This is a genomic window from Roseobacter sp. HKCCA0882, from assembly GCF_037805225.1.
In the GTDB taxonomy this organism is placed as follows: Bacteria; Pseudomonadota; Alphaproteobacteria; order Rhodobacterales; family Rhodobacteraceae; genus M30B80.
Genome location: NZ_JBBLYI010000002.1, coordinates 513,855 through 537,935, shown reverse-complemented (window position 1 = coordinate 537,935; position 24,081 = coordinate 513,855). Strand labels below are relative to the sequence as shown.

General features: G+C 54.3%; 24 protein-coding genes, 1 pseudogene and 1 riboswitch. Of the genes and pseudogenes, 9 read left to right on the top strand and 16 right to left on the bottom strand.

Annotation, left to right across the window (positions count from 1 at the left end):
* Positions 1-8: 8 nt before the first annotated feature.
* The 5 genes from AAC622_RS10945 to AAC622_RS10925 form a co-directional block, all read right to left on the bottom strand.
* On the bottom strand, positions 9-1,865 hold the full coding sequence (locus tag AAC622_RS10945; protein WP_340262466.1) for a TonB-dependent receptor plug domain-containing protein: 1,857 nt from the start codon (positions 1,863-1,865) through the stop codon (positions 9-11).
* A 113-nt stretch (positions 1,866-1,978) separates the two neighbouring features.
* A riboswitch (cobalamin riboswitch) is annotated at positions 1,979-2,179 on the bottom strand.
* Between the two features lie 73 nt (positions 2,180-2,252).
* Positions 2,253-3,170 carry a metal ABC transporter permease gene (locus AAC622_RS10940; RefSeq protein WP_340262463.1) on the bottom strand — a complete coding sequence of 306 codons (918 nt, stop codon included), beginning with the start codon at positions 3,168-3,170 and terminating at the stop codon, positions 2,253-2,255.
* A complete protein-coding gene (locus AAC622_RS10935) occupies positions 3,167-4,345 on the bottom strand; it encodes a metal ABC transporter permease (protein ID WP_445322626.1) in 1,179 nt (392 codons plus the stop codon). Before AAC622_RS10935 ends, AAC622_RS10940 begins: the two co-directional genes overlap by 4 nt.
* 11 nt (positions 4,346-4,356) lie before the next feature.
* Entirely contained in the window at positions 4,357-5,148 is a 792-nt protein-coding gene (locus AAC622_RS10930; RefSeq protein WP_340262459.1) for a metal ABC transporter ATP-binding protein, read from the bottom strand.
* Between the two features lie 16 nt (positions 5,149-5,164).
* Complete coding sequence (locus AAC622_RS10925; protein ID WP_445322625.1) at positions 5,165-6,112, bottom strand: metal ABC transporter solute-binding protein, Zn/Mn family; 948 nt, start codon at positions 6,110-6,112, stop codon at positions 5,165-5,167.
* Between the two features lie 181 nt (positions 6,113-6,293).
* Between AAC622_RS10925 and AAC622_RS10920 the strand changes: the two genes are divergently transcribed.
* Positions 6,294-7,100, top strand: coding sequence for an alpha/beta hydrolase (locus AAC622_RS10920; RefSeq protein ID WP_340262457.1), 807 nt, complete (start codon positions 6,294-6,296; stop codon positions 7,098-7,100).
* Here AAC622_RS10920 and AAC622_RS10915 read toward each other — a convergent pair.
* On the bottom strand, positions 7,097-7,564 hold the full coding sequence (locus tag AAC622_RS10915; RefSeq protein WP_340262455.1) for a MarR family winged helix-turn-helix transcriptional regulator: 468 nt from the start codon (positions 7,562-7,564) through the stop codon (positions 7,097-7,099). The genes AAC622_RS10920 and AAC622_RS10915 overlap by 4 nt on opposite strands.
* Positions 7,565-7,824: 260 nt before the next feature.
* Here AAC622_RS10915 and AAC622_RS10910 point away from each other — a divergent pair, with 260 nt between their 5' ends.
* Positions 7,825-8,979: a phosphoserine transaminase gene (locus AAC622_RS10910; protein WP_340262453.1), complete on the top strand. Its 1,155-nt coding sequence runs from the start codon at positions 7,825-7,827 to the stop codon at positions 8,977-8,979.
* 78 nt (positions 8,980-9,057) lie between these two features.
* Positions 9,058-10,653: a phosphoglycerate dehydrogenase gene (serA, locus tag AAC622_RS10905; protein ID WP_340262451.1), complete on the top strand. Its 1,596-nt coding sequence runs from the start codon at positions 9,058-9,060 to the stop codon at positions 10,651-10,653.
* A gap of 125 nt (positions 10,654-10,778) precedes the next feature.
* Here the strand turns inward: serA and AAC622_RS10900 are convergent, their stop codons facing one another.
* A complete protein-coding gene (locus AAC622_RS10900; protein ID WP_340262448.1) occupies positions 10,779-11,801 on the bottom strand; it encodes an asparaginase in 1,023 nt (340 codons plus the stop codon).
* Between the two features lie 173 nt (positions 11,802-11,974).
* On the opposite strand from AAC622_RS10900, the gene AAC622_RS10895 reads away from it, so the two are divergent.
* Both AAC622_RS10895 and rlmN read left to right on the top strand, forming a co-directional pair.
* A complete protein-coding gene (locus tag AAC622_RS10895; RefSeq protein WP_317657000.1) occupies positions 11,975-12,505 on the top strand; it encodes an invasion associated locus B family protein in 531 nt (176 codons plus the stop codon).
* A gap of 74 nt (positions 12,506-12,579) precedes the next feature.
* The gene (gene rlmN, locus AAC622_RS10890) at positions 12,580-13,767 is read left to right on the top strand and encodes a 23S rRNA (adenine(2503)-C(2))-methyltransferase RlmN (RefSeq protein WP_340262446.1); all 1,188 of its coding nucleotides are present in this window, start codon (positions 12,580-12,582) and stop codon (positions 13,765-13,767) included.
* Positions 13,768-13,829: 62 nt separating this feature from the next.
* On the opposite strand, the gene AAC622_RS10885 is transcribed toward rlmN, so the two are convergent.
* From AAC622_RS10885 to AAC622_RS10855, 7 genes are all read right to left on the bottom strand, one after another.
* Positions 13,830-14,009, bottom strand: coding sequence for a hypothetical protein (locus AAC622_RS10885; RefSeq protein WP_340262444.1), 180 nt, complete (start codon positions 14,007-14,009; stop codon positions 13,830-13,832).
* Between the two features lie 305 nt (positions 14,010-14,314).
* Complete coding sequence (locus tag AAC622_RS10880) at positions 14,315-14,809, bottom strand: L,D-transpeptidase family protein (protein ID WP_340262442.1); 495 nt, start codon at positions 14,807-14,809, stop codon at positions 14,315-14,317.
* 88 nt (positions 14,810-14,897) lie between these two features.
* Positions 14,898-15,755, bottom strand: a complete 858-nt coding sequence (locus AAC622_RS10875; protein ID WP_340262439.1) for an SDR family oxidoreductase — start codon at positions 15,753-15,755, stop codon at positions 14,898-14,900.
* On the bottom strand, positions 15,752-16,786 hold the full coding sequence (gene queG, locus AAC622_RS10870) for a tRNA epoxyqueuosine(34) reductase QueG (protein WP_340262437.1): 1,035 nt from the start codon (positions 16,784-16,786) through the stop codon (positions 15,752-15,754). Before queG ends, AAC622_RS10875 begins: the two co-directional genes overlap by 4 nt.
* Positions 16,783-17,454 (bottom strand): FtsZ-binding protein FzlA, encoded by a 672-nt coding sequence (gene fzlA, locus AAC622_RS10865; RefSeq protein ID WP_317656987.1) that lies wholly within the window; start codon positions 17,452-17,454, stop codon positions 16,783-16,785. Before fzlA ends, queG begins: the two co-directional genes overlap by 4 nt.
* A 57-nt stretch (positions 17,455-17,511) precedes the next feature.
* The gene (mtgA, locus tag AAC622_RS10860) at positions 17,512-18,225 is read right to left on the bottom strand and encodes a monofunctional biosynthetic peptidoglycan transglycosylase (RefSeq protein WP_445322624.1); all 714 of its coding nucleotides are present in this window, start codon (positions 18,223-18,225) and stop codon (positions 17,512-17,514) included.
* A 98-nt stretch (positions 18,226-18,323) separates the two neighbouring features.
* Complete coding sequence (locus tag AAC622_RS10855) at positions 18,324-18,512, bottom strand: YgaP family membrane protein (protein WP_340262435.1); 189 nt, start codon at positions 18,510-18,512, stop codon at positions 18,324-18,326.
* A 121-nt stretch (positions 18,513-18,633) separates the two neighbouring features.
* On the opposite strand from AAC622_RS10855, the gene AAC622_RS10850 reads away from it, so the two are divergent.
* The 3 genes from AAC622_RS10850 to AAC622_RS10840 are packed head-to-tail and all read left to right on the top strand — an operon-like array spanning position 18,634 to position 21,083.
* A complete protein-coding gene (locus tag AAC622_RS10850) occupies positions 18,634-19,011 on the top strand; it encodes a hypothetical protein (RefSeq protein WP_340263050.1) in 378 nt (125 codons plus the stop codon).
* Positions 19,008-19,628, top strand: coding sequence for a cob(I)yrinic acid a,c-diamide adenosyltransferase (cobO, locus tag AAC622_RS10845; protein ID WP_340262433.1), 621 nt, complete (start codon positions 19,008-19,010; stop codon positions 19,626-19,628). Before AAC622_RS10850 ends, cobO begins: the two co-directional genes overlap by 4 nt.
* A gap of 6 nt (positions 19,629-19,634) precedes the next feature.
* On the top strand, positions 19,635-21,083 hold the full coding sequence (locus AAC622_RS10840) for a cobyric acid synthase (protein WP_340262431.1): 1,449 nt from the start codon (positions 19,635-19,637) through the stop codon (positions 21,081-21,083).
* Here AAC622_RS10840 and AAC622_RS10835 read toward each other — a convergent pair.
* Together AAC622_RS10835 and AAC622_RS10830 are read right to left on the bottom strand one after the other, a co-directional pair.
* A pseudogene (locus AAC622_RS10835) lies at positions 21,080-21,853 on the bottom strand (Hint domain-containing protein). The gene AAC622_RS10840 and the pseudogene AAC622_RS10835 sit on opposite strands and share 4 nt — an antisense overlap.
* Positions 21,802-22,635, bottom strand: a complete 834-nt coding sequence (locus tag AAC622_RS10830; RefSeq protein WP_340262430.1) for a choice-of-anchor L domain-containing protein — start codon at positions 22,633-22,635, stop codon at positions 21,802-21,804. The pseudogene AAC622_RS10835 and the gene AAC622_RS10830 overlap by 52 nt, the downstream one beginning before the upstream one ends.
* A gap of 288 nt (positions 22,636-22,923) precedes the next feature.
* Here AAC622_RS10830 and dapE point away from each other — a divergent pair, with 288 nt between their 5' ends.
* Complete coding sequence (gene dapE, locus AAC622_RS10825) at positions 22,924-24,078, top strand: succinyl-diaminopimelate desuccinylase (protein WP_340262429.1); 1,155 nt, start codon at positions 22,924-22,926, stop codon at positions 24,076-24,078.
* Positions 24,079-24,081: the final 3 nt, after the last annotated feature.

Here is a 24,081-nt window from a genome sequence, read left to right as displayed (position 1 = left end):
ATATCAGCCTAAAACGTGCCACGAACCCCGATATAGAGTGCGCGGTCCGATGTGCCGTAACCGCGAGTGGTTTGGTATTCTTCGTCAAAAACGTTGTCGATACGCAAGAAAAGTTCCGCACCGTTGGCCAAGCTGTGGCTGATGTTTGCGTTTACAACAGTATAATCTTCAAACCGTATTCCTGATTCAAGTCGATCGGATACAGATTGTAGAGAAATTGCTGCATTCATGTTATGGTTGATCGGAGTAGATGCAGACAAGCTTAGATCTCGGCGCGGCACCCGATTAAGTCTGCTGCCATTAGCAGCCCGTGCATCTGTCGAAGTGAAATTCGCCCCGATCTGAGCATCATTTACAAAAGAATAGGACAACCCAAGTTCGTAGCCATCAGAACGGCTTGTGCCGGGTACTTGCGAATAGCCGCTGCTCCAAGAAATTAAGTCGGTGATCTTTGTTTGAAAAACTGTGAAATCGGCTGTCAGGCGCCCCAATTGATGTTCAACTCCAAATTCAAGGGACTGGCTTGTTTCTGGCTGCAGGTCGGGGTTGGGTGTACTGTCAAATGGTCCGTACATTTCATTTAGAGATGGAGCCCGAAAACCCGTAGATATGGATGTGCGAACAAGTGTGTTGGAACCTGCTCGCCAGGCAACGGCAACACGGCCAGTCGTCTTGGAGCCGAAATCTGTGTTGTCTGTAAGCCGAGCAGAGATAGACATATCGATCGCTGAAACTGGAGAAAATAGTAATTCCCCAAATATTGAGTGTGTTTGATAATCCGCGTAGGTCGGGGATGAAGCCGTAGCTGAGTAGTATCGTTCAGACATTGTCTCAGCTCCAATGCTTAAAACATTTCCCGCACTCAAATCGTATGAACCAAGATATGTAGCTTTATCTCGTTCGCCCTCAAAGATTATTCGACTTCCTGAGAGTGGATCAGTTCTTGAAGTTCTTGATCCCTCAATCCCAAATTCGTGCACGGACCTGTCTAGAGCGGCCGTTGCAAATATACGCCCTGCGTTCATTTGAAAATCTTGATAACGTGGCGCATCTCCTCCAGCGCCGCCCGAACTATCAAATTCAAAATTAGAATTTTGCAGGACTAGGCTTGCACCAAGGGTAAAAATTTCTGAAGCTTGAAACTCACCTCGCAGGCTAAAGTCAATCGAGTCAAATCCATCGGCTTCTGTGTTTCCAACATTTTCATCAGCTGCAGAGAATCCCTCAGTACTGATATGACTGAGGCTCATCGCTAAAAACCCACTTTCGAAACGAGTACCGTAGGTAAGCCCAGTGCGGGCCGTATTGTAACTGCCCACTTCGGCGCTGTAGCCTAGTTCACTACCAATCTCTTCTGGTGCCTCGACTGTGGTAATATTGACCGCACCTGCGATTGCGCCAGAGCCGAGGATCGCAGATTGGGCTCCATAAAGGACTTCTGCAGATGCGATACCGGCTGAAGTTAGCTTTCCAAAATCAAATCGGCTTTGCACTGAAGACGGGTCCGTCACGTCAATTCCGTTAATTCTTACGGGGATATAATTCCAGTCCAGTCCTCGAACCCGTATAGTTGCCGAGGTGCCAATGGGGCCATTTTGCGTTATGTTTACGCCAGGTAAAGATTCTAAAAACTCAGAGAATTGCAGCCGTCCGCGTCTAAACATTTCTGTGCTTGAGATCCGGTTGACGCGCACCCCCGTACGATCCCGCGCTACATCTGTGAGGCTTGCAGAAAAGACCAATTCATCAAGGGTGAATACATTTTGTGCAGCCAAGGGTGTGGTTACGAGACCTGCGCAAAGTGCGGCGAGGCTCAGAGTGGAAGAGGGGCGCATTTTTGCTCTCCAATTACGAATGGTTGGCAAGGCACATGCCTTGCGCAAAAGTGAATGGTCATTGGAGGGTTGGCCCTTCCGCAGACGGCGATTTGTGCCACCACTACGGAATTGTCCGTTGCCCGCTGCGCCCACCGCGCTTGGACAGGGTGATCACCTCGGCAGGTCTCCTGACTCGCGGGTCATTGTTTGATCGGGCCTTCCCGTGGCCCATCTGGGGCCGCAGTGGCATATGCCGATCGCACTCGCCGCTTACAGTTGCGGGGGCAGTCGCGGATTTACACCGGGTTCCCTTTTCACCCAATGTTGTCACCAACACTGAGACCGAAGCGAGACCGGTGTAACCTTTGGAGCCCTGCAACTCAAGGGTGAAAGCGACTGTCTGCCTCGGGAAAGCGGCGGCAAACTGTCTTAGGCTTAGGCGGTTGCTGCGCGCCGTTTTGGGCCGAACACGGCGGTAAGCGCCAAGATCAATCCCGAAACTGCCGCAATCATACCTGCGGCGCTGACGGAGTTCTCGAGGCCGATCCAAAGCGGGCCATATCCCGCCAAAACATATCCCAAACTTGCCGAGAGCGTGGCAAAACCCACGCTCCACCAAATTTGACTGCGCAAACGATCCGTCATCAAACGTGCGGCGGCGGCGGGGCATATGAACATCGCGATCACGATGATAGAGCCCACGGCATCAAAGGCCGTGACGGCGGCCAAAGCAGCGACCATCACAAGGCCAAGACTGATGGCGCGCACGGGTAAGCCAAGGCTTTCGGCATAGCCTTCATCAAAGGTTGATAGGGTCAAAGGCCGCCAAAAGAGGATCAAAAGCACAATAATCAGTGCCAAAGTCAGAGCCAGACGGGGCAGTTCTGGTGGCAGGCCCGCAAGCGCCACAGGATCAAGCAGCGAGGTCCATCCCCGCGCCTCAAGCCAGATTAGGCTTTCAAGGTTTCCCATCAGTGCGTGTTCGACATCCAAATGAACCGAAGACGCGTTGCTTTGCTCGAGAAGTAAAACACCAAGCGCAAATAAGGTTGTGAATACCACGCCCATGATTGCGCCCACCTCAATACGCGAGACACGTTTGATCACATCAATCATCACGACCGCGAAGAGGGCCGCAGCACCTGCACCCAAAAGCATCGCCCAAGCGTCTAGGGCTTGTGTCACCAAAAAGGCCAGCACGATCCCTGGCAGAACCACATGGCTGATGGCATCGCCAATCAAGGCCTGCTTGCGCAGCACCAAAAAATTTCCAGGCAGGGCGCAGGCGATTGCCGCCAAAATGCTGATGAGAATCGGCGGAAGCGAAAGGGGCACGAATTCAGCGCCGTTCATGACGCGTCCCCCAATCTTGTGTCGATATGGGCCAACTCATCGCGGGTGAAGGCGCGGGATAGGTCGCTCAACCCGTCATGGCGCGACAGAAATTCGGCATAATCGGGTTTGCTGCGCAAATAGGCCAGACGCGCCTCATCGCGCTGTGCTGCTGTGGCTGCAGACTGGCCGCGTTCGGTCATCACCCCATCGGCACGCACATAACCTTCGCGCTGTAAAAGCTTGCGGGTATAGGGCTCCAGAATGCGATAGCCTTGGGCCAAGGCAAGCAAGCCCTGTCTGCGATGCACGCGGCGTTGAAATTTGCGGTGCCGCATCGCGGAGGCCAAGACCCCGCGTGCGGGCGCAACCAAAAGCGAAACGAGAAAAAATCCGGCTGCCACCAAAACGATAATGGCGCCAGTGGGCAAATCGGGGGCAAGGCTTGAAAGGCGCGCGCCAATCAGGCCCGATGCCCCGCCAATTGCGCCCGCAATGGGCCAGATATAGGCGGCGCGGTTGCTCCAGAGACGCGCGGTGACAGGGGGTATGATCAGCAACGCAACGATCAAGATCAGACCCACGATTTTCAACCCCGCAACAGTTACGGCTAAAACCAATGCCATGGCCGCCGCATCAATCAGGGGCACGTTCAATCCCAACGCGCGGGCAAAGTTTTCATCGAACGCCGTGAGGGTCATCGCCCGATGAAGAACAAGACCCACCATGAAAGCCAACGCTGCCCCGATTGCAATCATTTCAGCATCTTCACGCAGCATTGCAGCGGTTGAGCCAAGTAAGAGTTGGTCGAGGCCTGCTTGGCGGCCCGCGCTCATGTTTTGGATCAGGGTCAACATGACGACCCCCAACCCAAAGAAGCTCGACAAGACCGCGCCAATTGCGGCGTCCTCGGATAATCTTGTTCGGGATTTCAGAAAATTAACCGCCAATAGGCCAAGTGCCGCGCTGATCGCAGAGCCAAGCAATAAGCCCTCTAATGCGCGCCCAGTGCCGCCCAAGGCGACCATCACCATAAACCCCCCGCAGAGGCCAGGCAGGGTGGCGTGGCTGAGCGCGTCTGATAGCAAGGCGCGTTTGCGCAGAAACATAAATGTTCCTGTCACCCCTGCGGCAAGGCCCAAAATGCCCGCGCCAAACATCACCAAAGCGACATTATAGGTCAGTGTGAAGGCCATGATACCCATGTCTAATAGTGACCCGCTTCCCGCAATCGATCGATTTGCGCTGTCGCCAATCGCCCGCCATAGGCCTCTTGCAAATGTGCGGTGGTAAAGGCTTGGGCCACAGGGCCTTCTGCAATGAGGCGTGTGTTGATCATTGCGACATGGTCAAAATATGCGGTGACAGTTGATAGATCATGATGCACCGCAACAACCGTTTTGCCCGCATCTTTCAGCTTTTTGAGAACGGCAATGATGGCCGCTTCGGTCGCAGCATCTACGCCTGCAAAAGGCTCATCCAAAAGGTAAAGATCAGCATTCTGGGCCAAGGCGCGGGCCAGAAAGACCCGCTGCTGTTGGCCCCCTGACAATTGGCCGATTTGACGATGGGCAAAGTCCTGCATCCCGACCCGTGCCAAAGCATCCTCGGCTATGGCCTGATCTTCACGGCGGATACGGCGCAGAAGCCCTATTTTTCCATAAAGGCCCATTAAGACCACATCGCGCACATTCGCAGGAAAATCCCAATCGACACTGGCGCGCTGTGGCACATAGGCAATGCGGTGGCGTTCAGAGGCCAATGCGCGTCCGAAAATCGATACTTGCCCCGAGAGACGCGGAACGACCCCGAGCGCCGCTTTAAGTAAGGTCGATTTGCCTGCACCATTTGGCCCAATGATGGCCGTCATCGAGCGCGGCGCCACCGTGAGATCGACCGAGAAAAGCGCGGGCTTTTCCCCATAGCTGACACTGAGGCCGCGTATGGCCAGCGGGCTTTGCGGGTCGAGGGGTTGGTCGTTCTGATGAAGCCGTAACATGGCCAATTCCTTGTCGCTAAGGGGTTAACGCGCCATTTATCCCACCTGCAGGGGCTGTGCCCCCAAGCGCGCGGGTGATGGTGGTGATGTTATGATCCAACATCCCGATATAGGTGCCTTCATAGCTGCCTTCTGGCCCCATCGCGTCTGAATAAAGCTCGCCCCCGATGGCGACCGCGTGACCCTGGGCAGCCGCACCTTCTTGGAGGGCGCGAATATTGCGGTCAGATACAGAGCTTTCAACAAAAATGGCCCCAATCTGGCGCGCCACCAGCGTATCGACCAAGGTTGAGATTTGCAAAAGCCCTGCTTCTGATGCGGTCGAGATGCCTTGGATGCCCAAAACCTCGAAATCGAAAGCGCGGCCAAAATAGCCAAAGGCATCATGGGCTGTGACCAGAACCCGTGCTGCTTCGGGAACGCTTGAGAGGCTGCTTTGGGCATAGGCGGTTAGGCGATCAATTTCGGCCAAATGCTGTACGGCATTCGCTTCGAATATCGCCGCGCCTTCGGGATATGACGCGCTCAATGCATCGCGCACGGCTAAAACAACTGTGCGCCATAGGGTCGGATCCATCCAGACATGCGGGTCAAATCGATCCTCATACTCTGGATGACTGCGCAATCTGTCTTGTGGGATAGCCTCTGCCACCGCGACAACAGTGCGGGATTGCGTAAGATCAAGCAGGAGCGGCTCAAGTTGGGCCTCTAGATAAAGCCCATTCCATAGGATCAGATCCGCATTCATTAATGCCAGAATATCCGAACGGGTCTGCCGAAAAGAATGCGGATCAACGCCCGCACCCATGAGGGTCTTTAGTTCGATCAAATCCCCCCCGATCTGACTGGCGGCATCTGCGATCATCCCTGTGGTAGCGACCACTTTGATGGGTGCAGATTGCGCAAGAGCGGGGGTGGCCAGAAAGGGCAGCAGCATCACTGTCAAAATGCGTAGGAAACGCATGAAGGCTTCTCCAATATCGAAAGACATAGGCCCTTGCGGGCCATCATTGCCGCCACAAAAATGATATTGATAATCATTCGCAAAAAGTCAAGAAGTGGCGAACGACTCGCAACTAGTGCATGCCCTTGCCAATTTCTTATCCTGTGCAAAAGTGAGGCGAGTTCACGCAGATGAGGCGGCCATGGTTAAGATTACAGATTTCGATGATGCCTATCAAAACGGGGCCTATATCCCTGATGCGGATGGGTTCATCACACGTTGGACAGAGGCCGCAGCCAGTTTTCGCGCGGCCTATCCGCCGGTCACGCATCACTATGGGACAGGCCCGCGCCAGTATTTTGATCTATTCATGCCCGATGGCGCGCCCAAAGGCCTGACTATTTTTATTCATGGTGGCTATTGGCGGCGGTTCTCGCCGCGCGACTTTAGCCATTTGGCCCGCGCCCTGCGAGACGCGGGGCAAGCGGTGGCCCTGCCGTCATATACGCTCGCACCCGAGGCGCGGATTGCTCAAATCACCGATGAAATGATGCGCGCTGTTTGCCATGCAGCGGGTTTGGTGGAGGGGCCAATCCGAATCACGGGCCATTCGGCAGGTGGGCATTTGGCCACCCGCATGATGTGCGAAGGCGTTTTGCCCGACACAGTCGTCGCTCGCGTGGTTCAGGTGATGTCAATCTCGGGCGTGCATGATTTACGCCCTCTGCTGAACACAGAGATCAACCAAGACCTGCGTTTGACCCTAGAGGAAGCCATGCGGGAAAGCCCCGCATTGTTGCTGCCGCGAAAGACCGCGCGATTCGTTGCCGCCGTGGGGGGCGATGAGCGGCCCGAATTCATCCGTCAAAATGATCTTTTGGCGAATATTTGGCATGGCGCTGGTGTTGACATTGAAGCGATGCATCTAGCGGGCTTGCATCATTTCGATGTGATCGAGGAATTGGAGCGGCCAGACGGGCGGCTGTTGCAGCAAATCTTGGCTGATTAGCCGCGCGCGTAAAGATAAGAGACGACTGTGCGCAATTGGGCGCGTTCGTCTGGGCCGAGGCGGTCTAGAAGATCTGTTTCGGCTTCTAGAGCGGCGGCTTGAAGGCGGCGGATTTCCTCATTCCCTTTTTCAGACAGGCGCACCACCAAGCGGCGGCGATCCACTGCATCGGTCGAAACATTGATCATATCGAGATCTTCGAGGCGGCGCTGTGCGCGGCTGACGCGTGCGGCATCCATCGCGGTCAAAATGCATAGATCATGCGAGGAACAGGGTTGATTCTCAGGCAAAGCCATCATGATGCGCCATTCTGGAACCTGTAAATCTGCATCCCGCATCAGGTTCTGAAACAGGGCGCTTGCGATGACAGCCATTTGGAAAGGCACAAAATCCTTGAGGCTGAACTGGCGTGTTTGTGAGAAATCTTCCACTTTGCACCCAAGGCGTGAATAAGTATCTACCACTCATCTTTAGCGCGAAATACCCCGTTGGTGCAAGCAAAACATGTAAATTAAATCTGACATATGATTGTCACAATTTAAAGACATTGGGTTAGTTGTTTATTTTGGCGCCGCGCATCTCCGCTTTTGGCCGTTTGCGCCAGTCATCAACTGCGACTCTTTTGATTTATTTTCCGACTTGCACGCCGTGCAACATAGGTATAGCTGCGCGGGTGGGACACCCCTCCCCAACGAGGGGCATATATCTGTGAGGGTACCACATCATGGCTTTGACCACTCCGGCAACGCGGCCGGCTAATCCGCGTTTTTCGTCTGGCCCCTGCGCCAAACCCCCCGTCTGGACATTGGAAAAACTGGTTGACGCCCCTTTGGGTCGGTCGCACCGTGCTGCGATTGGCAAGGCAAAGCTTGCCGCCGCGATTGACCAGACTCGTGAAATTCTGGGCGTGCCTGCTGACTATCGCATTGGCATCGTGCCCGCTTCTGACACAGGCGCGGTTGAGATGGCCATGTGGTCGCTCTTGGGTGCGCGCCCCTGCACAATGGTCGCTTGGGAAAGCTTCGGTGCAGGTTGGGTCAGTGATGTTGTCAAACAACTGAAACTCGATGCGACTGTTCTGAACGCCGATTATGGCCAGATCGTTGACATGGGCGCGGTCGATTATCACACGGATGTTGTGTTCACATGGAACGGCACGACCTCGGGTGTAAAGATGCCCAATGGCGACATGATCCCTGCCAATCGCATTGGCTTGACCATTTGCGATGCAACCTCGGCGGCCTTTGCGCAGGATTTGCCGTGGGACAAGCTCGATGTCACCACCTTCTCTTGGCAGAAGGTCATGGGCGGTGAAGCGGCCCATGGCATGTTGATCCTCAGCCCGCGCGCGGTTGAGCGGCTTGAAAGCTACACACCTGCATGGCCATTGCCCAAGATTTTCCGCATGACAAAAGGCGGCAAATTGATTGAGGGTATCTTTAAGGGGGAAACGATCAACACCCCGTCCATGCTCGCCGTTGAAGATTATTTGGTCGCGCTTGATTGGGCCAAATCCATCGGTGGGCTGCCTGCCTTGATGGCACGGGCCAACGCGAATGCGCAGGCGATTTTTGATTTCTGCGCGTCTCGCGATTGGATTGACAATCTGGCCGAAGATCCCGCGACACGCTCGAACACCAGCGTTTGCCTGAAATTCACGGATCCGCGCATCACGGATGGCGCAGCCTTCGCCAAGGCGGTTGCAAAATGTCTCGAAGGAGAAGGTATCGCGCTCGATATTGGGGCCTACCGAGACGCGCCTGCGGGTCTGCGTATTTGGTGCGGTGCCACGGTGGAAACCGCCGATATCGAAGCCATGCTGCCATGGCTTGATTGGGCGTTTGAAACCGAAATCGCGGCGCTTTTTGCTGCGGCTTAAACCCGTTTTTCTGGCCGCAATGCGGGTGTGATCCCTGCGGCCAGACCCTTTCCCATTTCGAACATATGAGGCCCTATCATGGCTCCTAAAGTATTGATTTCCGATAAACTCTCGGATGCAGCCGTTCAGATTTTCAAAGATCGCGGCATTGATGTGACCTTTGACCCAAGCATTGGCAAAGACAAAGACAAGCTGCTTGAGGTCATCGGCCAATATGATGGTTTGGCAATTCGTTCTGCGACCAAAGTTACTGAAAAGATCATCGCGGCTGCCGATAGCCTAAAGGTCATTGGCCGCGCAGGGATCGGCGTAGATAATGTGGATATCCCCGAAGCCTCGAAAAAAGGCATCATCGTGATGAATACGCCGTTCGGCAACTCCATCACCACCGCAGAGCATGCGGTTGCGATGATGTTTGCCGTTGCCCGTCAAATCCCTGAGGCCAACGCCTCAACCCATGCTGGCAAATGGGAGAAATCCCGTTTTATGGGGGTTGAGCTGACAGGCAAAACCTTGGGCGTTATTGGCGCGGGTAATATTGGGGCGATCGTCTGCTCACGTGCGCTTGGCCTCAAGATGAAGGTTGTGGCTTATGACCCGTTCCTCTCTGAAGAACGCGCCACGCAAATCGGTGTCACCAAGGTAGAACTGGACGAGCTGTTGGCGCGCGCTGATTTCATCACTCTGCATGTGCCCTTCACCGAAAAGACGGCAAATATCCTATCGGCTGAGAATTTGGCCAAAACCAAGAAAGGTGTGCGCATCATCAACTGCGCCCGCGGTGGTTTGGTGGATGAGGCTGCTTTGGCTGAATTGATTAAATCAAGCCATGTGGCAGGCGCCGCCTTTGACGTTTTCAAAGAAGAACCTGCAACCGAGAACCCATTGTTCAATCTTGAAAACGTGGTCGTGACCCCGCACTTGGGCGCTGCCACGACTGAGGCACAGGAAAATGTGGCGCTGCAAGTGGCCGAACAGATGGCTGATTATCTGCTGACAGGTGCCGTGACCAATGCGCTGAACATGCCCTCTGTGACGGCGGAAGAAGCGCGTGTCATGGGGCCATGGTTGAAGCTGGCCGAGCATTTGGGCAGCTTTGTCGGTCAGTTGACCGAAGACGCGATTGAGACAATCGAAGTCACCTATAATGGCGTTGTAAAAGATATGAACCTTAAGGCACTGAATTGTGGCGCGATTGCAGGTGTCATGAAGGCGACCAACCCTGACGTGAATATGGTGTCCGCACCGATTATCGCCAAAGAGCGCGGCATTGAGTTATCGACTGTCACACAGGATAAATCGGGTGTGTTTGACGGCTATATTCGCCTCAATGTGAAATCAGCCTCGAAAGAGCGGTCTATTGCAGGCACGGTGTTCTCGGATGGAAAGCCACGTTTCATTCAGATCAAAGGCATCAACATTGATGCTGAGATCGGTGAACATATGCTCTATACCACCAATGAGGACGTTCCAGGCATCATCGGCACATTGGGCCGCACGATGGGTGAGATGAACGTCAATATCGCCAATTTCACCTTGGGCCGCGCCTCAAAAGGGCATCAGGCGATTGCGATGCTGTATCTGGACGAACAACCCCCCGCTGCTGCGGTTAACGCACTCAAAGCGACTGGGTTGTTCCAACAGGTGCGCCCACTTCGCTTCAGCGCACATTAATCTGCACTAGATATCTGGAAATTTCTGTCCCGCCTCCCGTCTTGGGAGGCGGGTTTTTCAGTAGTTTTTTGTATAAATCTGTACAAACCAACGCAGACCTTTTTACCTAAAAATTGGGCAAAGGCTCAGGATAACCGCCAATCTTTCACGCTTGCGACAGGGCGAATAAAACCTGTTTCGACATCACGGCGATTGGTGATTGGGCCATGGGTTAAGCGTTTTGCAACGGGGCTGGCTGCATCCAACACACCTGCCCCGATCAGCAATTGCGTGATCACGGCTTCTGAGGCGCGGGTGCCACCATCTTCAATTTTCAGGGCAATGCCGATTTTCTTTTCGGGAATGATTGCCACAAAAACGGCCTCGGCCCCTGTTTTCACCGCAACGCGGCCCCCCATCGCCTCCATCAGGTCCGTGCAGGCGCGCCCTTCACCCGCAACCAAAATGGGGTGGGTGGCCATAGCGCGATGCAGTTTTGCCATTGCCGCCTCGCGGGCCGCGCCATCAGGGTTTGCACCTGCATAACGCGCCATCGCCCGACCAAGCCCCAAAAGGGAGCAGGCAAAATTTGGGGCAGAGCAGCCATCAATCCCATAGCCTGCACTGGTTTCGCCTGTCATATCTTCAAAGGCTTCAAGAACCGCTTTTTGCACGGGATGATCAGCTTCAATATATTCGCTGCCGCCGCCCAAATGTTTGTTCAGCGTCAAGAATCCTGAATGTTTGCCCGAGCAATTATTATGCCCCTGATCTGGCGCACAGTCGCATTTAATCAAATCCTCTCGCGCGGCGCGATCATCGGGCATTTGTGGGCCACAGCGCAAATCTGCCTCTTGAAGGCCCAAATGATCCAACCATCCTGCGACCATATCTGTATGCACCTTTGCCCCATTATGGGAGGCACAAGACAAAGCCAGATGCGCTTGGCTCAGACCAAAGTGATCCGCCGCACCGCTTTCAATGAGAGGTAAGGCTTGGATCATCTTGCTGCTTGAGCGGGGCAAAATAATTTTGGACGGATCGCCCCACGCCCCCAAAATTGTCCCTGCATGATCCACCACAACAGCATGGCCGCGATGTTGGCTTTCGGCAAAAGGGCCGCGATGCAATTCAACGAGAATTTCCGCCGAATCATCTGGCTGGGGCATGAGCGCTTCCTTTTGATCAAGATTTTGGAGTTTCACGCGCGAAGGGCTTTCGCGGGATCGTGATTTCAGGTTATTCTGCGTCCGAGTAATGGTAAAGGCGCAATAGAAGGGATGATGGCGACATACATCTCGCGCTTGAGGCAGTAACAAGCAGATCAGGAGGCGTATCGGCAATGGCTGGTCGTAGAATAGCAGTTTTGGTGGCAGCAGCATTGGCTTTCACGCCCGCAGCCATCGCACAAGAGACATCGGATAACCGTGTTAACGCGCAAACGGATTGGAGTGTCTTTGTCCAATCTGACCCTGCCGTGTGTTGGGTTGTGAGTGCGCCGCGCGAAACCGTCAATACGCGTGACGGAAACCCTGTCTCTGTGAACCGCGGCGAAATTTTGCTGTTTGTCAGTTTCTGGCCGAATCAAGATCGCCGGTTTGAGGTATCCTTTACTGGTGGCTATCCTTTTGCCGAAAATTCCACTGTTGAGATGGAAATTGGCGATGCGTCCTATTCGCTGTTTACCCAAGGGGAGATGGCATGGGCTGCGTCCCCGCAGGATGATCAATCCATTGTAACCGCGATGAAGCGCGGCGCAGAAGCGGTTTTGACCGCTCGTTCTAGCCGCGGCACGCAGACAGAGGATACATTCTCGCTCTTGGGCTTTACCGCTGCAGTTGAGGATGCGGAAACACGCTGCCAAGGCAATTAAGCCAAACATGTTCTTTGATTTGCTTTGAGGCGGATTTGCGGCTATGTGTGCCGCCGCCTCAAAGGACAATGAAGATGACCCAAGCCAGCGCCCCGATCACGCAGGATGTTATGACCATTCCGCGCAAACTGCCCGAAACAGGCCTGACAAATATCGTTGGCCTCAGCCGTGATGCATTGCGCGCGGCGTTAATCGCAGCAGGCACGCCCGAGAAACAGGCCAAGATGCGGGTTAATCAAATCTGGCAATGGGTCTATGTCTGGGGCGCGCGGGATTTTGACGAGATGACCAATCTCGCCAAGTCTTATCGCGCTGAATTGGCAAAAAATTTTTATATTGGCCTGCCTGAAATGGTCAGCCGTCAAATCTCAAGCGATGGCACGCGGAAATATCTGGCGCGGATTGCGGGCGGCCATGAGGTTGAGGTCGTCTATATCCCCGAAGAAGATCGCGGCACATTGTGTATCTCAAGCCAAGTTGGCTGCACCCTGACATGTTCTTTCTGCCACACGGGCACGCAGAAACTGGTGCGCAATCTGACGGCGGCTGAGATTGTTGGGCAGATCATGATGGCGCGCGATGATTTGGATGATTGGCCGCGTCCAGGCGAGGCCTATGGCGAGCGGCCGCGTTTGATCTCAAATATCGTGCTGATGGGCATGGGTGAGCCGCTCTATAATTTCGATGCGGTGCGCGATGCGATGAAAATCGCAATGGACGGCGAGGGGATCAGCCTCAGCCGCCGCCGCATTACCCTTTCGACCAGTGGCGTTGTGCCAGAAATTGCACGCTGTGCCGAGGAAATCGGCTGTATGTTGGCCATCAGCTTTCATGCAACGACAGACGAGGTGCGCGATCGTCTTGTTCCGATTAACAAGAAATGGCCTATCGCGGAGTTGCTTGAGGCCTTGCGGCAATATCCAAAGGCCTCAAATTCTGAGCGGATCACGTTTGAATATGTGATGCTCAAGGATGTGAACGACAGTGATGAAGATGCGCACCGGTTGATCAAGCTGATCAAAGGCATCCCCGCGAAGATCAATTTGATCCCGTTCAACGAATGGCCTGGCGCACCTTATCAGCGGTCAGATTGGGCGCGGATTAAGCGGTTTGCAGATATTATTTACAAGGCGGGTTATGCCAGCCCCATTCGCACGCCCCGTGGTGAAGACATCATGGCGGCCTGTGGTCAGTTGAAATCTGCAACTGAACGCGCGCGCAAATCACGCGCTGAAATTGCCGCCGAGATTGGCGAAGCCTAAGGCACAAAAAAGACGGCTCCCTGACCAGGAAGCCGTCCTTTGTTCTGCAGCCGAAGGCAAAATTAGTTTGAAGCTGCTGCTGCAAGCAAAATCAGAGAAAGAACTGGAACGAGAACGCCACCAGCAGAAGACGAAGTGTCATTCGCAATAGCTCGAGGGTCCATTGATGGAGCGGAAGTACTATTTGCACCAGCGCCACCTGCAACAAATAAGAGAAATGCTGCGAATGCGAGTTTTGTCATATTATGTTCAAACTTACGCTTAAATGGGTGTTGTGACGCATCAGACCTGTTATTAACGCTAATTCCAGCGTTAAACGTACATGAACACACATAATTATCAACGTAATTTTGGCAAAAAACCACCTATAGTGTTGCGCGCCGTCAAATTAGCAACAGCGTTTTCAATAGAGTGTCAATTTGACCTGTGTTTCAAGTTTTCCTGGTTAGACCGTTTGAGTGTTAGGGGGGCGGAAGTATCAGAGATGACATTTTCGATCTATGGCGCCCCTGCATGCCACTAAACCAACACATAAATGGTTCTTGCCTCAACGGAGGATATCAATTGGCGTGCGCAAGTTCACCATTGAGTAAATCTCGCGCATTTCAGCGTTTGAGACAGCAATACACCCCGCCGTCCAATCATTGCGAAACATCACGCCCGCTGGGGTTCCGTGGATGAAGATATCGCCCCCAGGTGATCGGCTACGCGCGCGCGCGAAGGCGCGGTCTTGGGCGTTCGGATAACTTAGCCCGATTGACAGGTAAAAGGCTGAATTAGGATTACGGCGATCGATGTAATATCGCCCTTCTGGCGTGCGACCATCGCCTTCGAATTGCTTATGCCCTTCGGGTGCAAAGCCCAGTTCCACATCATAGCTGCGCAGCACTTGGTCATTATGGAACAGCGTCAATTCGCGCTCGTTTTTGTCGAGGACAATGCGCGTTACCTCAGGGCCTGTATAAGTCGGAATTGATTTTGACACACACCCGCTCAGGGCAGTGGCAAAGACAAACACCATAAAACCGCGGCGTATACTCATGACGGGCCTGAAATATGAAAAGCTGCTCTTGTGGCTGCGCATACTTGAATTTGGGCGCTCGCAAAACTGAAATTTTGCGCGCTAAAGATTATCCCCCCGCCGCAAGAATGGCCTTTAGCCCTGATTTATAGTCGGGATAAAGCCATGAAAGGCCAAGATCAGTTTTGACATGGTCATTCTTGACCCGCTTATTTTCTGAATAAAAACTGGCTGCCATCGGCCCCAAATCGGCGTGTTCAAACGCGATTGCAGGTGGAATTGGCAGGCCCAGTAACTCGGCGCCATAGGCAATCACATCTTCGGGAGGGGCGGGCATGTCATCGCATATATTGTAAACAGCCCCACGCTTTTGCGCCGTCATCGAGGCCTCTAGCGCCATCGCGATATCCTCAACATGGATCCGTGAAAACACTTGTCCCTCTTTGATAATGCGCCGCGCTGTACCGTTTCGCAGTTTTTCAAACGGGCCACGATGGGGGCCGTAAATTCCTGCAAGACGGAAAATATGTAACGGCGACTTGGTTTGGCGGCAAACGGCGGCCCATTCGCTTTCCGCCGCAACGCGGGCGCGTCCGCGATCCGTGTTGGGGGTGAGCGGGCTGGTTTCATCCACCCACGCCCCCCCGTGATCGCCATAAACGCCCGTGGTCGACAGATATCCAATCCATGCTTTTCCATCCAAGCAAGGTGCAAGCGCCCCGCCCCATGCGCCCAAAACAGGATCTCGACCTCCCTCAGGGGCAATGGATGATAGAATATGAGTAGCACGCGCGATATCGCCAGAGAGATCATCGTGCCCCCAAACCCGAGCAGATAGCCCCCGCGCGCGCAGTGCCTCTGCCTTTTTGGGGTCGCGGGTCGTGGCGATAATCTCCCAGCCTTGTGGCAGCAATCGTCGTTCAAGCGCGCTTGCGCTATAGCCGTGGCCAAAAGACAAGAGGATCATGGTCGTTGCTCCAAAGCCCATTTGGCGGCATCCGATACGGCCGCGTCAGGATCATCCACCAAACTGCGCGCCATTTCAATCAAGCCTGCATCGCCGCTATTGCCAATTGCATAAAGCACATTGCGCACAAACCGATCCCGCCCAATGCGTTTAATCGGTGATCCTGAAAACCTATCGCGGAACCCTTGATCATCGAGCTGCACCAACTCCGCTAAATTGGGCGCGCGCAGATCATCGCGCGGGGCATAGCGCATCTCGGTCGCCGTTTGAGCAAATTTATTCCAAGGGCAAACGGCCAGACAATCATCGCAGCCATAAATACGATTTCCCAAAGCTGATCTCAGGTCAGGATCAATCGGGCCTTTATGTTCGATTGTGAGGTAAGAAATGCACCGCCGCGCATCCAATTGGTAGGGCGCGGGGAAGGCCTGTGTTGGGCAAATATCAAGGCAGGCTGTGCAACTTCCGCAATGGCTGACGTCTGGGCTGTCTGGTTCGAGAGGAACCGTTGTGAAAATCGCACCCAAGAAAAAGAAATTGCCCAAATCCCGCGCCAAGAGATTGGTATGTTTGCCCTGCCACCCCAGCCCTGCAGCCTGCGCAAGGGGTTTCTCCATCACGGGGGCCGTATCAACAAATACCTTGATCTGATGGTCTTCGCCCGCTTGTTCCAGCAGCCACCGCCCGAGGCGTTTGAGCCGTTTCTTGACGACATCATGATAGTCTTTGTTTTGCGCATAGACCGAAATCGCAGCGCGAGATTTCTCTTGCAAAATCGCAAGTGGGTCATGGTTTGGCGTATAAAGATCAGCCAACATGATCATCGATTTCGCTTCGGGCCAAAGCGCGCTTGGATCAGAACGCCACTCAATGCGATCCGCCAACCATTCCATTTGGCCATGATGCCTTGCCGCCACAAACGCGTGCAACCGCGCCCCTGCTTCAACGATATCTGTGGGTCGACAAACACCAATTTTGGCAAAACCTATGGCTTTGGCCTCGGTCGTTAGGGTCTGCTTCAGCGCGCTCAAAAGTCCAAATTCGCGTAATGGGGCGGCTGCGGGAAACCCGAGATTTGATCCGCCAAAATGGAACGAAATGCAGGCCGCGATTTGACCTTTGCATACCAGTCTTTGACGATCTCAGATCGGTTCCAATCCACATCGGAGATGTAATCAAGACAAGATAGGTGCGCCGCTGCGGTGAAATCGGCCAAGGTCATGCGATCTCCCGCCAACCAACGGCGATGATCTAGCAGCCATGCCATGTAATCCAGATGGAATTTGATCTGGCTTGCGCCAGTTTTGACCGCCCGCCCATCAGGGTATCCCGCGCGCATCAGCTTTTTGTTCACGCGTTCATAGACGAGGTTCTTGGTCACATCATGGTGGAATTTATCATCAAACCAGAAACACAGGCGGCGCACTTCGGCGCGGGCTTTGATGTCTTCTGGGATCAGTTCTGGCTCAGGATGCTTTTCCTCGAGATATTCGCAAATGGCTTGGCTTTCACTCAGGAAGACGCCGTCAATCTTGAGAACGGGTACCTTACCTGCAGGGTTGCGGCGCAGGTGATCCGGCGAGCCTTCCCAATAGCGTTCTTCCACCAATTCGACTTCAATTTTTTTCTCCGCCAGAACCAAGCGCACTTTGCGGCAAAAGGGCGATAGGGCGAAGTGGTAGAGGCGCGGCGTGTTCATTTGGGTTTTGCTCTAACTCAATGGTTGCGAAGGTTTTGCCCTGTCTGGGTGGGGAATTCAATTCGCAAAGCAATCATCGCGCCGATCATTGGCGATGGTCGCCGCCCCATCGGCAATGCTTGCAGCGCGCTCCAACAGCCATGGGGAGGGGTTTGCAGCAGATCGATCCTTTGGTGCTGGCAGCACCGCTGCGAGGCGCGCGGCTTGTGCCAATGTCAAATCAGCGGCACTCACCCCAAAATAATGCTGTGCGGCGGCCTCTGCCCCGAAAATGCCCGCATCAAATTCCGCGATATTGAGATAGACCTCTAACACCCGCGATTTTGGCCAGATCAGCTCGACCACGGGGGTCAGCGCCGCTTCAAGCGCCTTGCGCCCCCAATTTCGGCCATGCCACAAAAACGCATTTTTCACAGTTTGTTGGCTGAGCGTGGATGCGCCGCGCTGTGCGCCATCTGAAATTGCGTCACGAATTGCGCTCATGTCGAACCCCCAATGGGCGCAAAAATTTGCATCCTCTGCCGCGACCACGGCCCGTTGTAAATTTGGGGAAATCTCTTCTAGCGGACGCCATGTCTGGTCGATTGTGCCGATGCGCCGCGCCTCACTGAGCATATAGGCCGTGGTTGGCACAGGAAGAAAGCGATAGGCAATGATCCACAGCAGCACTAGGGCGACCGCCCAAAACCCGACACGCCACAAAACGCGACCCACGCGCCGCGTCAGGCCACGATCTTCGTGGGATTTTTTATCTTTGCGTTTGCGGGCCAACCTGCTTGCTCTGCCAATTTATCTGGTTTTGGGCAAACTACGCGGATCAGCCCGCAAGGTAAAACAGTTTTACCTTGTCCCGTCTGGCGGAAAACGCCCTAGCAGGCCTTACAGGTCTTGATGCCCAAGATCGTATAAAGAGGGCAATTGCCTACCAAACCTGTCAAGAGAGGTACCAGACCCACCCAACCCCAAGCGGTTTGCGGGCCAACAAATACAATGGCAATAAGAGCCACGCCTACGATCACGCGAAGCGCGCGGTCGATCATCCCAGCATTGCGAGTCATATATAAACTCCTTTCTATAGCCGACGCGAGATCATCGCATACTGGCCCCTGATGGTCTGTGACCATGTCACATGCGCTGGTTTGCTTGACTTGTGCTGTGAAATCAGGCCATGCCGCAGCCATGAGCAAAGAGAATACACCAAAGCCAAGCAAAGATGCCGCTGCCAAGCCTAAGCGCGCGCAGGATGTTTATACGCTTGTTGTTGAACTAGGTCGCCGCGAGGGGGATGGCCTGCCTGCCAGCGCAACGGGGGCGGGGCTGTTGTGCTATGCGTCAGGTGTGGACGAGGCCGAAGCGGTGCGCGAGACGGTTGCAGTGCTGAAAACGGCGGATATGAACCCGCTTGAGGTCACGGGCTATGGCACCTTGACCGAACGCGAGGCGCAGGGGCTTGAGATTGATGAAGAAGAACGCGCTTTGATGATGCGCGCTTTGGAAGAAAACTCGGTCATAGTCGCGCAGATGACACCTTATTTTGCCGAGGATGATGAGACATGAGCGAGGAAGACCTTAACGCGCGCCACAAGGCAAAGATGCAGAAGATTAAGGCCGCGCGCGATCGTATGATGTCGGAGAAAAAGCGCGAGAAGAAAGGTCTGGTGATTGTTCATACAGGCAATGGCAAGGGCAAAAGCTCGTCTGCTTTTGGGATGATTATGCGCTGTATCGCCCATGGGATGCCTTGCGGTGTCGTGCAATTCATCAAAGGCACATGGGTGACAGGCGAAAAGGAATTCCTACGCAAACATTTCGCGAATGAATGCAAGTTTGTTGTGTCGGGCGAAGGATTTACGTGGGACACCCAAGACCGCGAGCGCGATATTGCAGCGGCGCGTGCGGGTTGGGAAGAAGCCAAAGCGATGATCAAAGACCCCAATATGTCATTGGTTGTTCTAGACGAGATCAATATCGCTCTGCGCTATGATTATCTTCCGATCCTAGAGGTGGTAGAGTTTTTGGTCACGGAGAAGCCAGAAATGACCCATGTTGTTTTGACGGGTCGCAATGCCAAGCCCGAATTGATTGAGATTGCCGATCTTGTGACCGAGATGATCGAGGTCAAGCATCCATTCCGTGAGCAAGGTATTGTTGCGCAAAAAGGCGTGGAGTTCTAAGGTCTTATGCCCGCTGTCATGATCCAAGGCACAGGGTCGAATGTGGGCAAATCATTGCTTGTTGCGGGGCTGTGCCGTGCTGCGCGCAAGCGCGGTATCAATGTTGCGCCGTTTAAGCCACAAAATATGTCGAACAATGCGGCTGTCTGCCCTGAAGGGGGCGAGATTGGTCGCGCACAGGCGGTGCAGGCTGAGGCCGCAGGTCTTGCGCCTCATGTTGATATGAACCCTGTTCTGATCAAACCCGAAAGCAGCACAGGCGCGCAGATTGTGGTGCAAGGCGCGCGTCTGACCCGCGCCGAGGCGCAGGATTACCAAGGGTTGAAGCCGCGCCTCTTGGCGGCCGTGCAAGACAGTTTTGCGCGGCTGTCCGCGCAGCATGATCTTGTGATTGTCGAAGGGGCAGGCAGCGCTGCCGAGGTTAATTTGCGTAAAGGTGATATCGCCAATATGGGCTTTGCCTGTGCTGAAAATATCCCCGTGATCCTCGCAGGCGATATTGATCGTGGTGGGGTGATTGCACAGATCGTTGGGACGAAAGCCGTATTGGATGACCAAGATCGCGCTCAAATTGCGGGGTTCTTGATCAACCGCTTTCGGGGTGATCCGCGCCTCTTTGATGAGGGCTATCGCTATATTGCCGAGCAAACAGGATGGCCTGGGTTTGGAGTGGTGCCTTGGTTTGGGGATGCTTGGAAATTACCCGCCGAGGATGGCGTAGATCTAGGCAAAACCCCGACCCATGATGGCGCGTTTCATGTTGCGGCCCTCGCATTTCCACGGATATCAAATTTCGATGATCTTGATCCGATTGCCCAAGATCCCAAGCTGCGCCTCACTTGGGTTGAAGCGGGGCGTGTGATTCCAGCGGATGCTGATTTGGTCATCCTGCCTGGATCAAAAAGCACGCGGGCCGATTTGGAATTTTTGCGCGCGCAGGGTTGGGATGTTGATCTGGCCGCACATCGGCGGCGCGGCGGCGCGATCTTGGGCCTATGTGGCGGCTATCAAATGCTTGGCTGCAGGATCAGCGACCCTGAGGGGCTTGATGGCGCGGTTGGGGTGACTGACGGCTTGGGTCTGTTAGAGATTGAAACCCTCATGCGACCCCAAAAGCGTCTGGCGCTCAGCGCGGCGCACCATGTTCCAACGGGGGCCGCCGTTTCGGGCTATGAAATCCATATGGGCGAAACCTCAGGCCCTGATTGCACCCGTCCCTTCGCTGCTTTGGCCGGTCACCAGGATGGCGCGATAAGTGCCGATGGGCGGGTAATGGGCAGTTACCTGCACGGGCTTTTCCAAGAGGACGGGTTTCGCACCGCGTTCTTCGCGGGTCTTGGTGCCAAGATTAGCACGGGCGGCTATCGGGCGCAGATCGGTGCAGTCTTGGATGATTTGGCACAGCATCTGGAGACGCATTTGGATGTTGATGCCATTTTTGATCTGGCCCGCTAGGCCATCATCGCCCGCGCCTCATAGCTGCGCAGCGGCATCCGCACCAATTCGCCATAACCCGCGCCACAGCTCTCTTGCAGGGCAGGAAAGAGGTCGAACAATTCGGCGCGGATCGCATCATCAAATTCGGGCAAGACCTGTTTTCCGTGGTAAAAGCTTTCGGTCAAAAGCCCCTCGGATGTGATGATCTGATGGTGGTCAAACAGGATGTGAAAATATTCTACATCCCCGCCTTCGCGGCGATAGATCGTGACATCATTGATCAAATCTTTGGCCGCAACCAAGACCTACTCCTCGTCGAACATTAATTGTGCGCGAATATCGCGCACAAGCACACGGTGTTGGTGCGATAACACCAGCGTGCCGTGAAACCCAAGGCTGCCTTCCTCAATGACAATCGGGGAGTGATTGCCGATCGCGGGCACTTTGCGGCATCCAATCCAACGGATTGGATACGGGCCATCATCATGGGTTTTGACCATCATACCGACCCTTAGCTTTTCAATCGCAATATCCCCTTCGGTCGTTCTGATTTTTGTGCCGCGGGCAAAGCAAGGCACAGTGGTGATTTTGACAAAGGCGGTGTCGGTGATGCCGTCTGAATTGGTCGCGGTATAGGTGAAATTGCGGATAACTGTGTCACCCTTGGGAAGGGCGGGTGCTGTGACCGACAATTTGCCATCGGGCAAGAGTGTGATCTGATGACCAGAGGCAAGGGCTATTGTTTCCCCCGCGCGAATGTCTTGGCCGTTGATTTGGGTGACAGCCATTGTTGCGCTGTCATTGGCCAAACATCTAAAGTGCTGGTGGCGCGCTGTGCGATGCGCAGGCTGTCATCAGCACTCAGCGCCATGCCTTGAATACTGCCACCCGCGATGAGGATTGCTGAATCAAGGGTTGGATCACCAACATCGGTGATGCCAATTTTGAGCGTATTGATTGCACCGACCGAGACAGGGAAACTCACGCGAAGCGTGGCGGTGAACCCATCCATTTCGGTATTATAGGTGCCGCTGGCATTGTCGATGTAGAGCGTGCTGTTAGAGTTGTCAGAAACAGAATTGATTGAGGCCAAGGTAAAGACAGGGGACGTGACCTTGGTGCCGTTGATCCAAATGCCGACCTGATCATTGAAAATCGAGCCTACAAATTCGGGATATTCTTCTGAGGCGAAGGTAAATTGCAGCGACATTTGCGCATTGTTGGGGATAAAATCCACCTCCAAGATGCTTGCGTCATATGTGCGCCGCGCGGCGATGGTTTCAAAATCGGTATCACGCCCTCCGCCCGTTATGCCTGTCGTATCAAGGGATTGGTTGGTGGCCCCTGAGCCATTGGTTAAATCGCTGACAAAGCCCGTAGACAGAACAACGCCCGTATCGGATGGGGTCAGGCGCGATGAGGTGCTGTCACCCCCCATCCACATCGCTGAAGAGGCATTATTGCCATAATAGCGGGCATCCAGGATGGAAACGTCATCGTGGAAGATGGTATACGCCATTTTGAGCGCAGATGCGCCTGTATTGAGCGCCAGTTCCTGTGCGCTTTCCATACCCCTAGCCCATGCCCCGTGCCAAGGCATGGTAAATTCAGGCAAATCAGGCGCCCCTAAGCACCTTCATGTCCGTCTGATTTACAGCGGATTTTCCGCTCGGCCTGCCTCGGCTTATTGTTATTGGTATGATGCTATCACAAAATTATCTCTATTGTTAATATATTTATGCGATGCGCCCTGTAATTCTTCTGCATATAGTGGTTTGACCAAGATATCGGTTTTCTGTTTGTCTCTTGGCCAAGGGGCGCGTAACCCTAGCGCCTGACGCCTTTGGAGAAATCGGATATGGCCGACACCCGCCTTGATCCTGTTCTATTGACCGCAGATTTGCTGCGTTGCCCCTCTGTCACGCCAGAGGAGGGCGGCGCATTGGTGCTGTTGCAAACTGTGTTAGAGGCGGCAGGGTTTGAGTGCTGCCGCGTAGATCGAAATGGCACAGCAAATCTTTTTGCGCGCTTTGGGCCCAAAGGTCATGTGCGCAGTTTTGGCTTTAATGGACATACCGATGTTGTGCCAATTGGGGCCGAAGCGGATTGGAGCCACCCGCCCTTTGACGCGGTGCGCGAGGGGGATTGGCTTTATGGGCGTGGCGCGACCGATATGAAATCGGGCGTTGCGGCCTTTGTCGCGGCTGCGGTCGATATGGTGCAAACCGCCCCGCCTGATGGCGCGATTATTCTGGCCATTACGGGCGATGAGGAAGGCCCCGCCACGGATGGAACAGTGGCGCTTTTGGAGTGGATGGAGTCTCAAGGCGAAGCGATGTCGGTTTGCCTTGTGGGCGAGCCGACCTGTCCAGAAACCTTGGGCGATATGATCAAAATCGGGCGGCGCGGGTCAATCAATGCGCAGATTACAGTGGCGGGCAAGCAAGGCCATGTCGCCTATCCGCATAAGGCGCAAAATCCAATGCCTGCCATGGCCACGCTTGCGGATCGTCTGTCGCGCCATGTTCTGGATGAGGGGACAGCGCATTTTGACCCGTCCAACCTACAAATTACGGCGATTGAGACAGGGAATCCCGCCAGCAATGTGATCCCTGCGCGCAGTGAAATGCGGCTCAACATTCGTTTTAATGATTTGCATTCAGGCGCATCTTTGGATGCATGGTTGCAACGTGAATGCGCCGAAGTTGCGGCTGTGCATGGCGTTCATATTGCCTGCGAAACCCGTATTTCGGGCGAGGCGTTTTTGACCGAGCCTGGCGCGTTCTCTGACCTGATCGCGGCGGCAGTGGCGCAGCAAACTGGACTTCAGCCTATTTTGTCGACCACAGGCGGCACATCGGATGCCCGATTTGTGCAGCGCCATTGCCCCGTGGTGGAATTTGGTCTTGTCGGCCATCGGATGCATGAGGTTGATGAGCGGGTATCTTGTCAAGATATCCAAGGCCTGACCGTGATCTATTCCGACATTTTGCACCGCTATTTCGAAGGCTAAGGC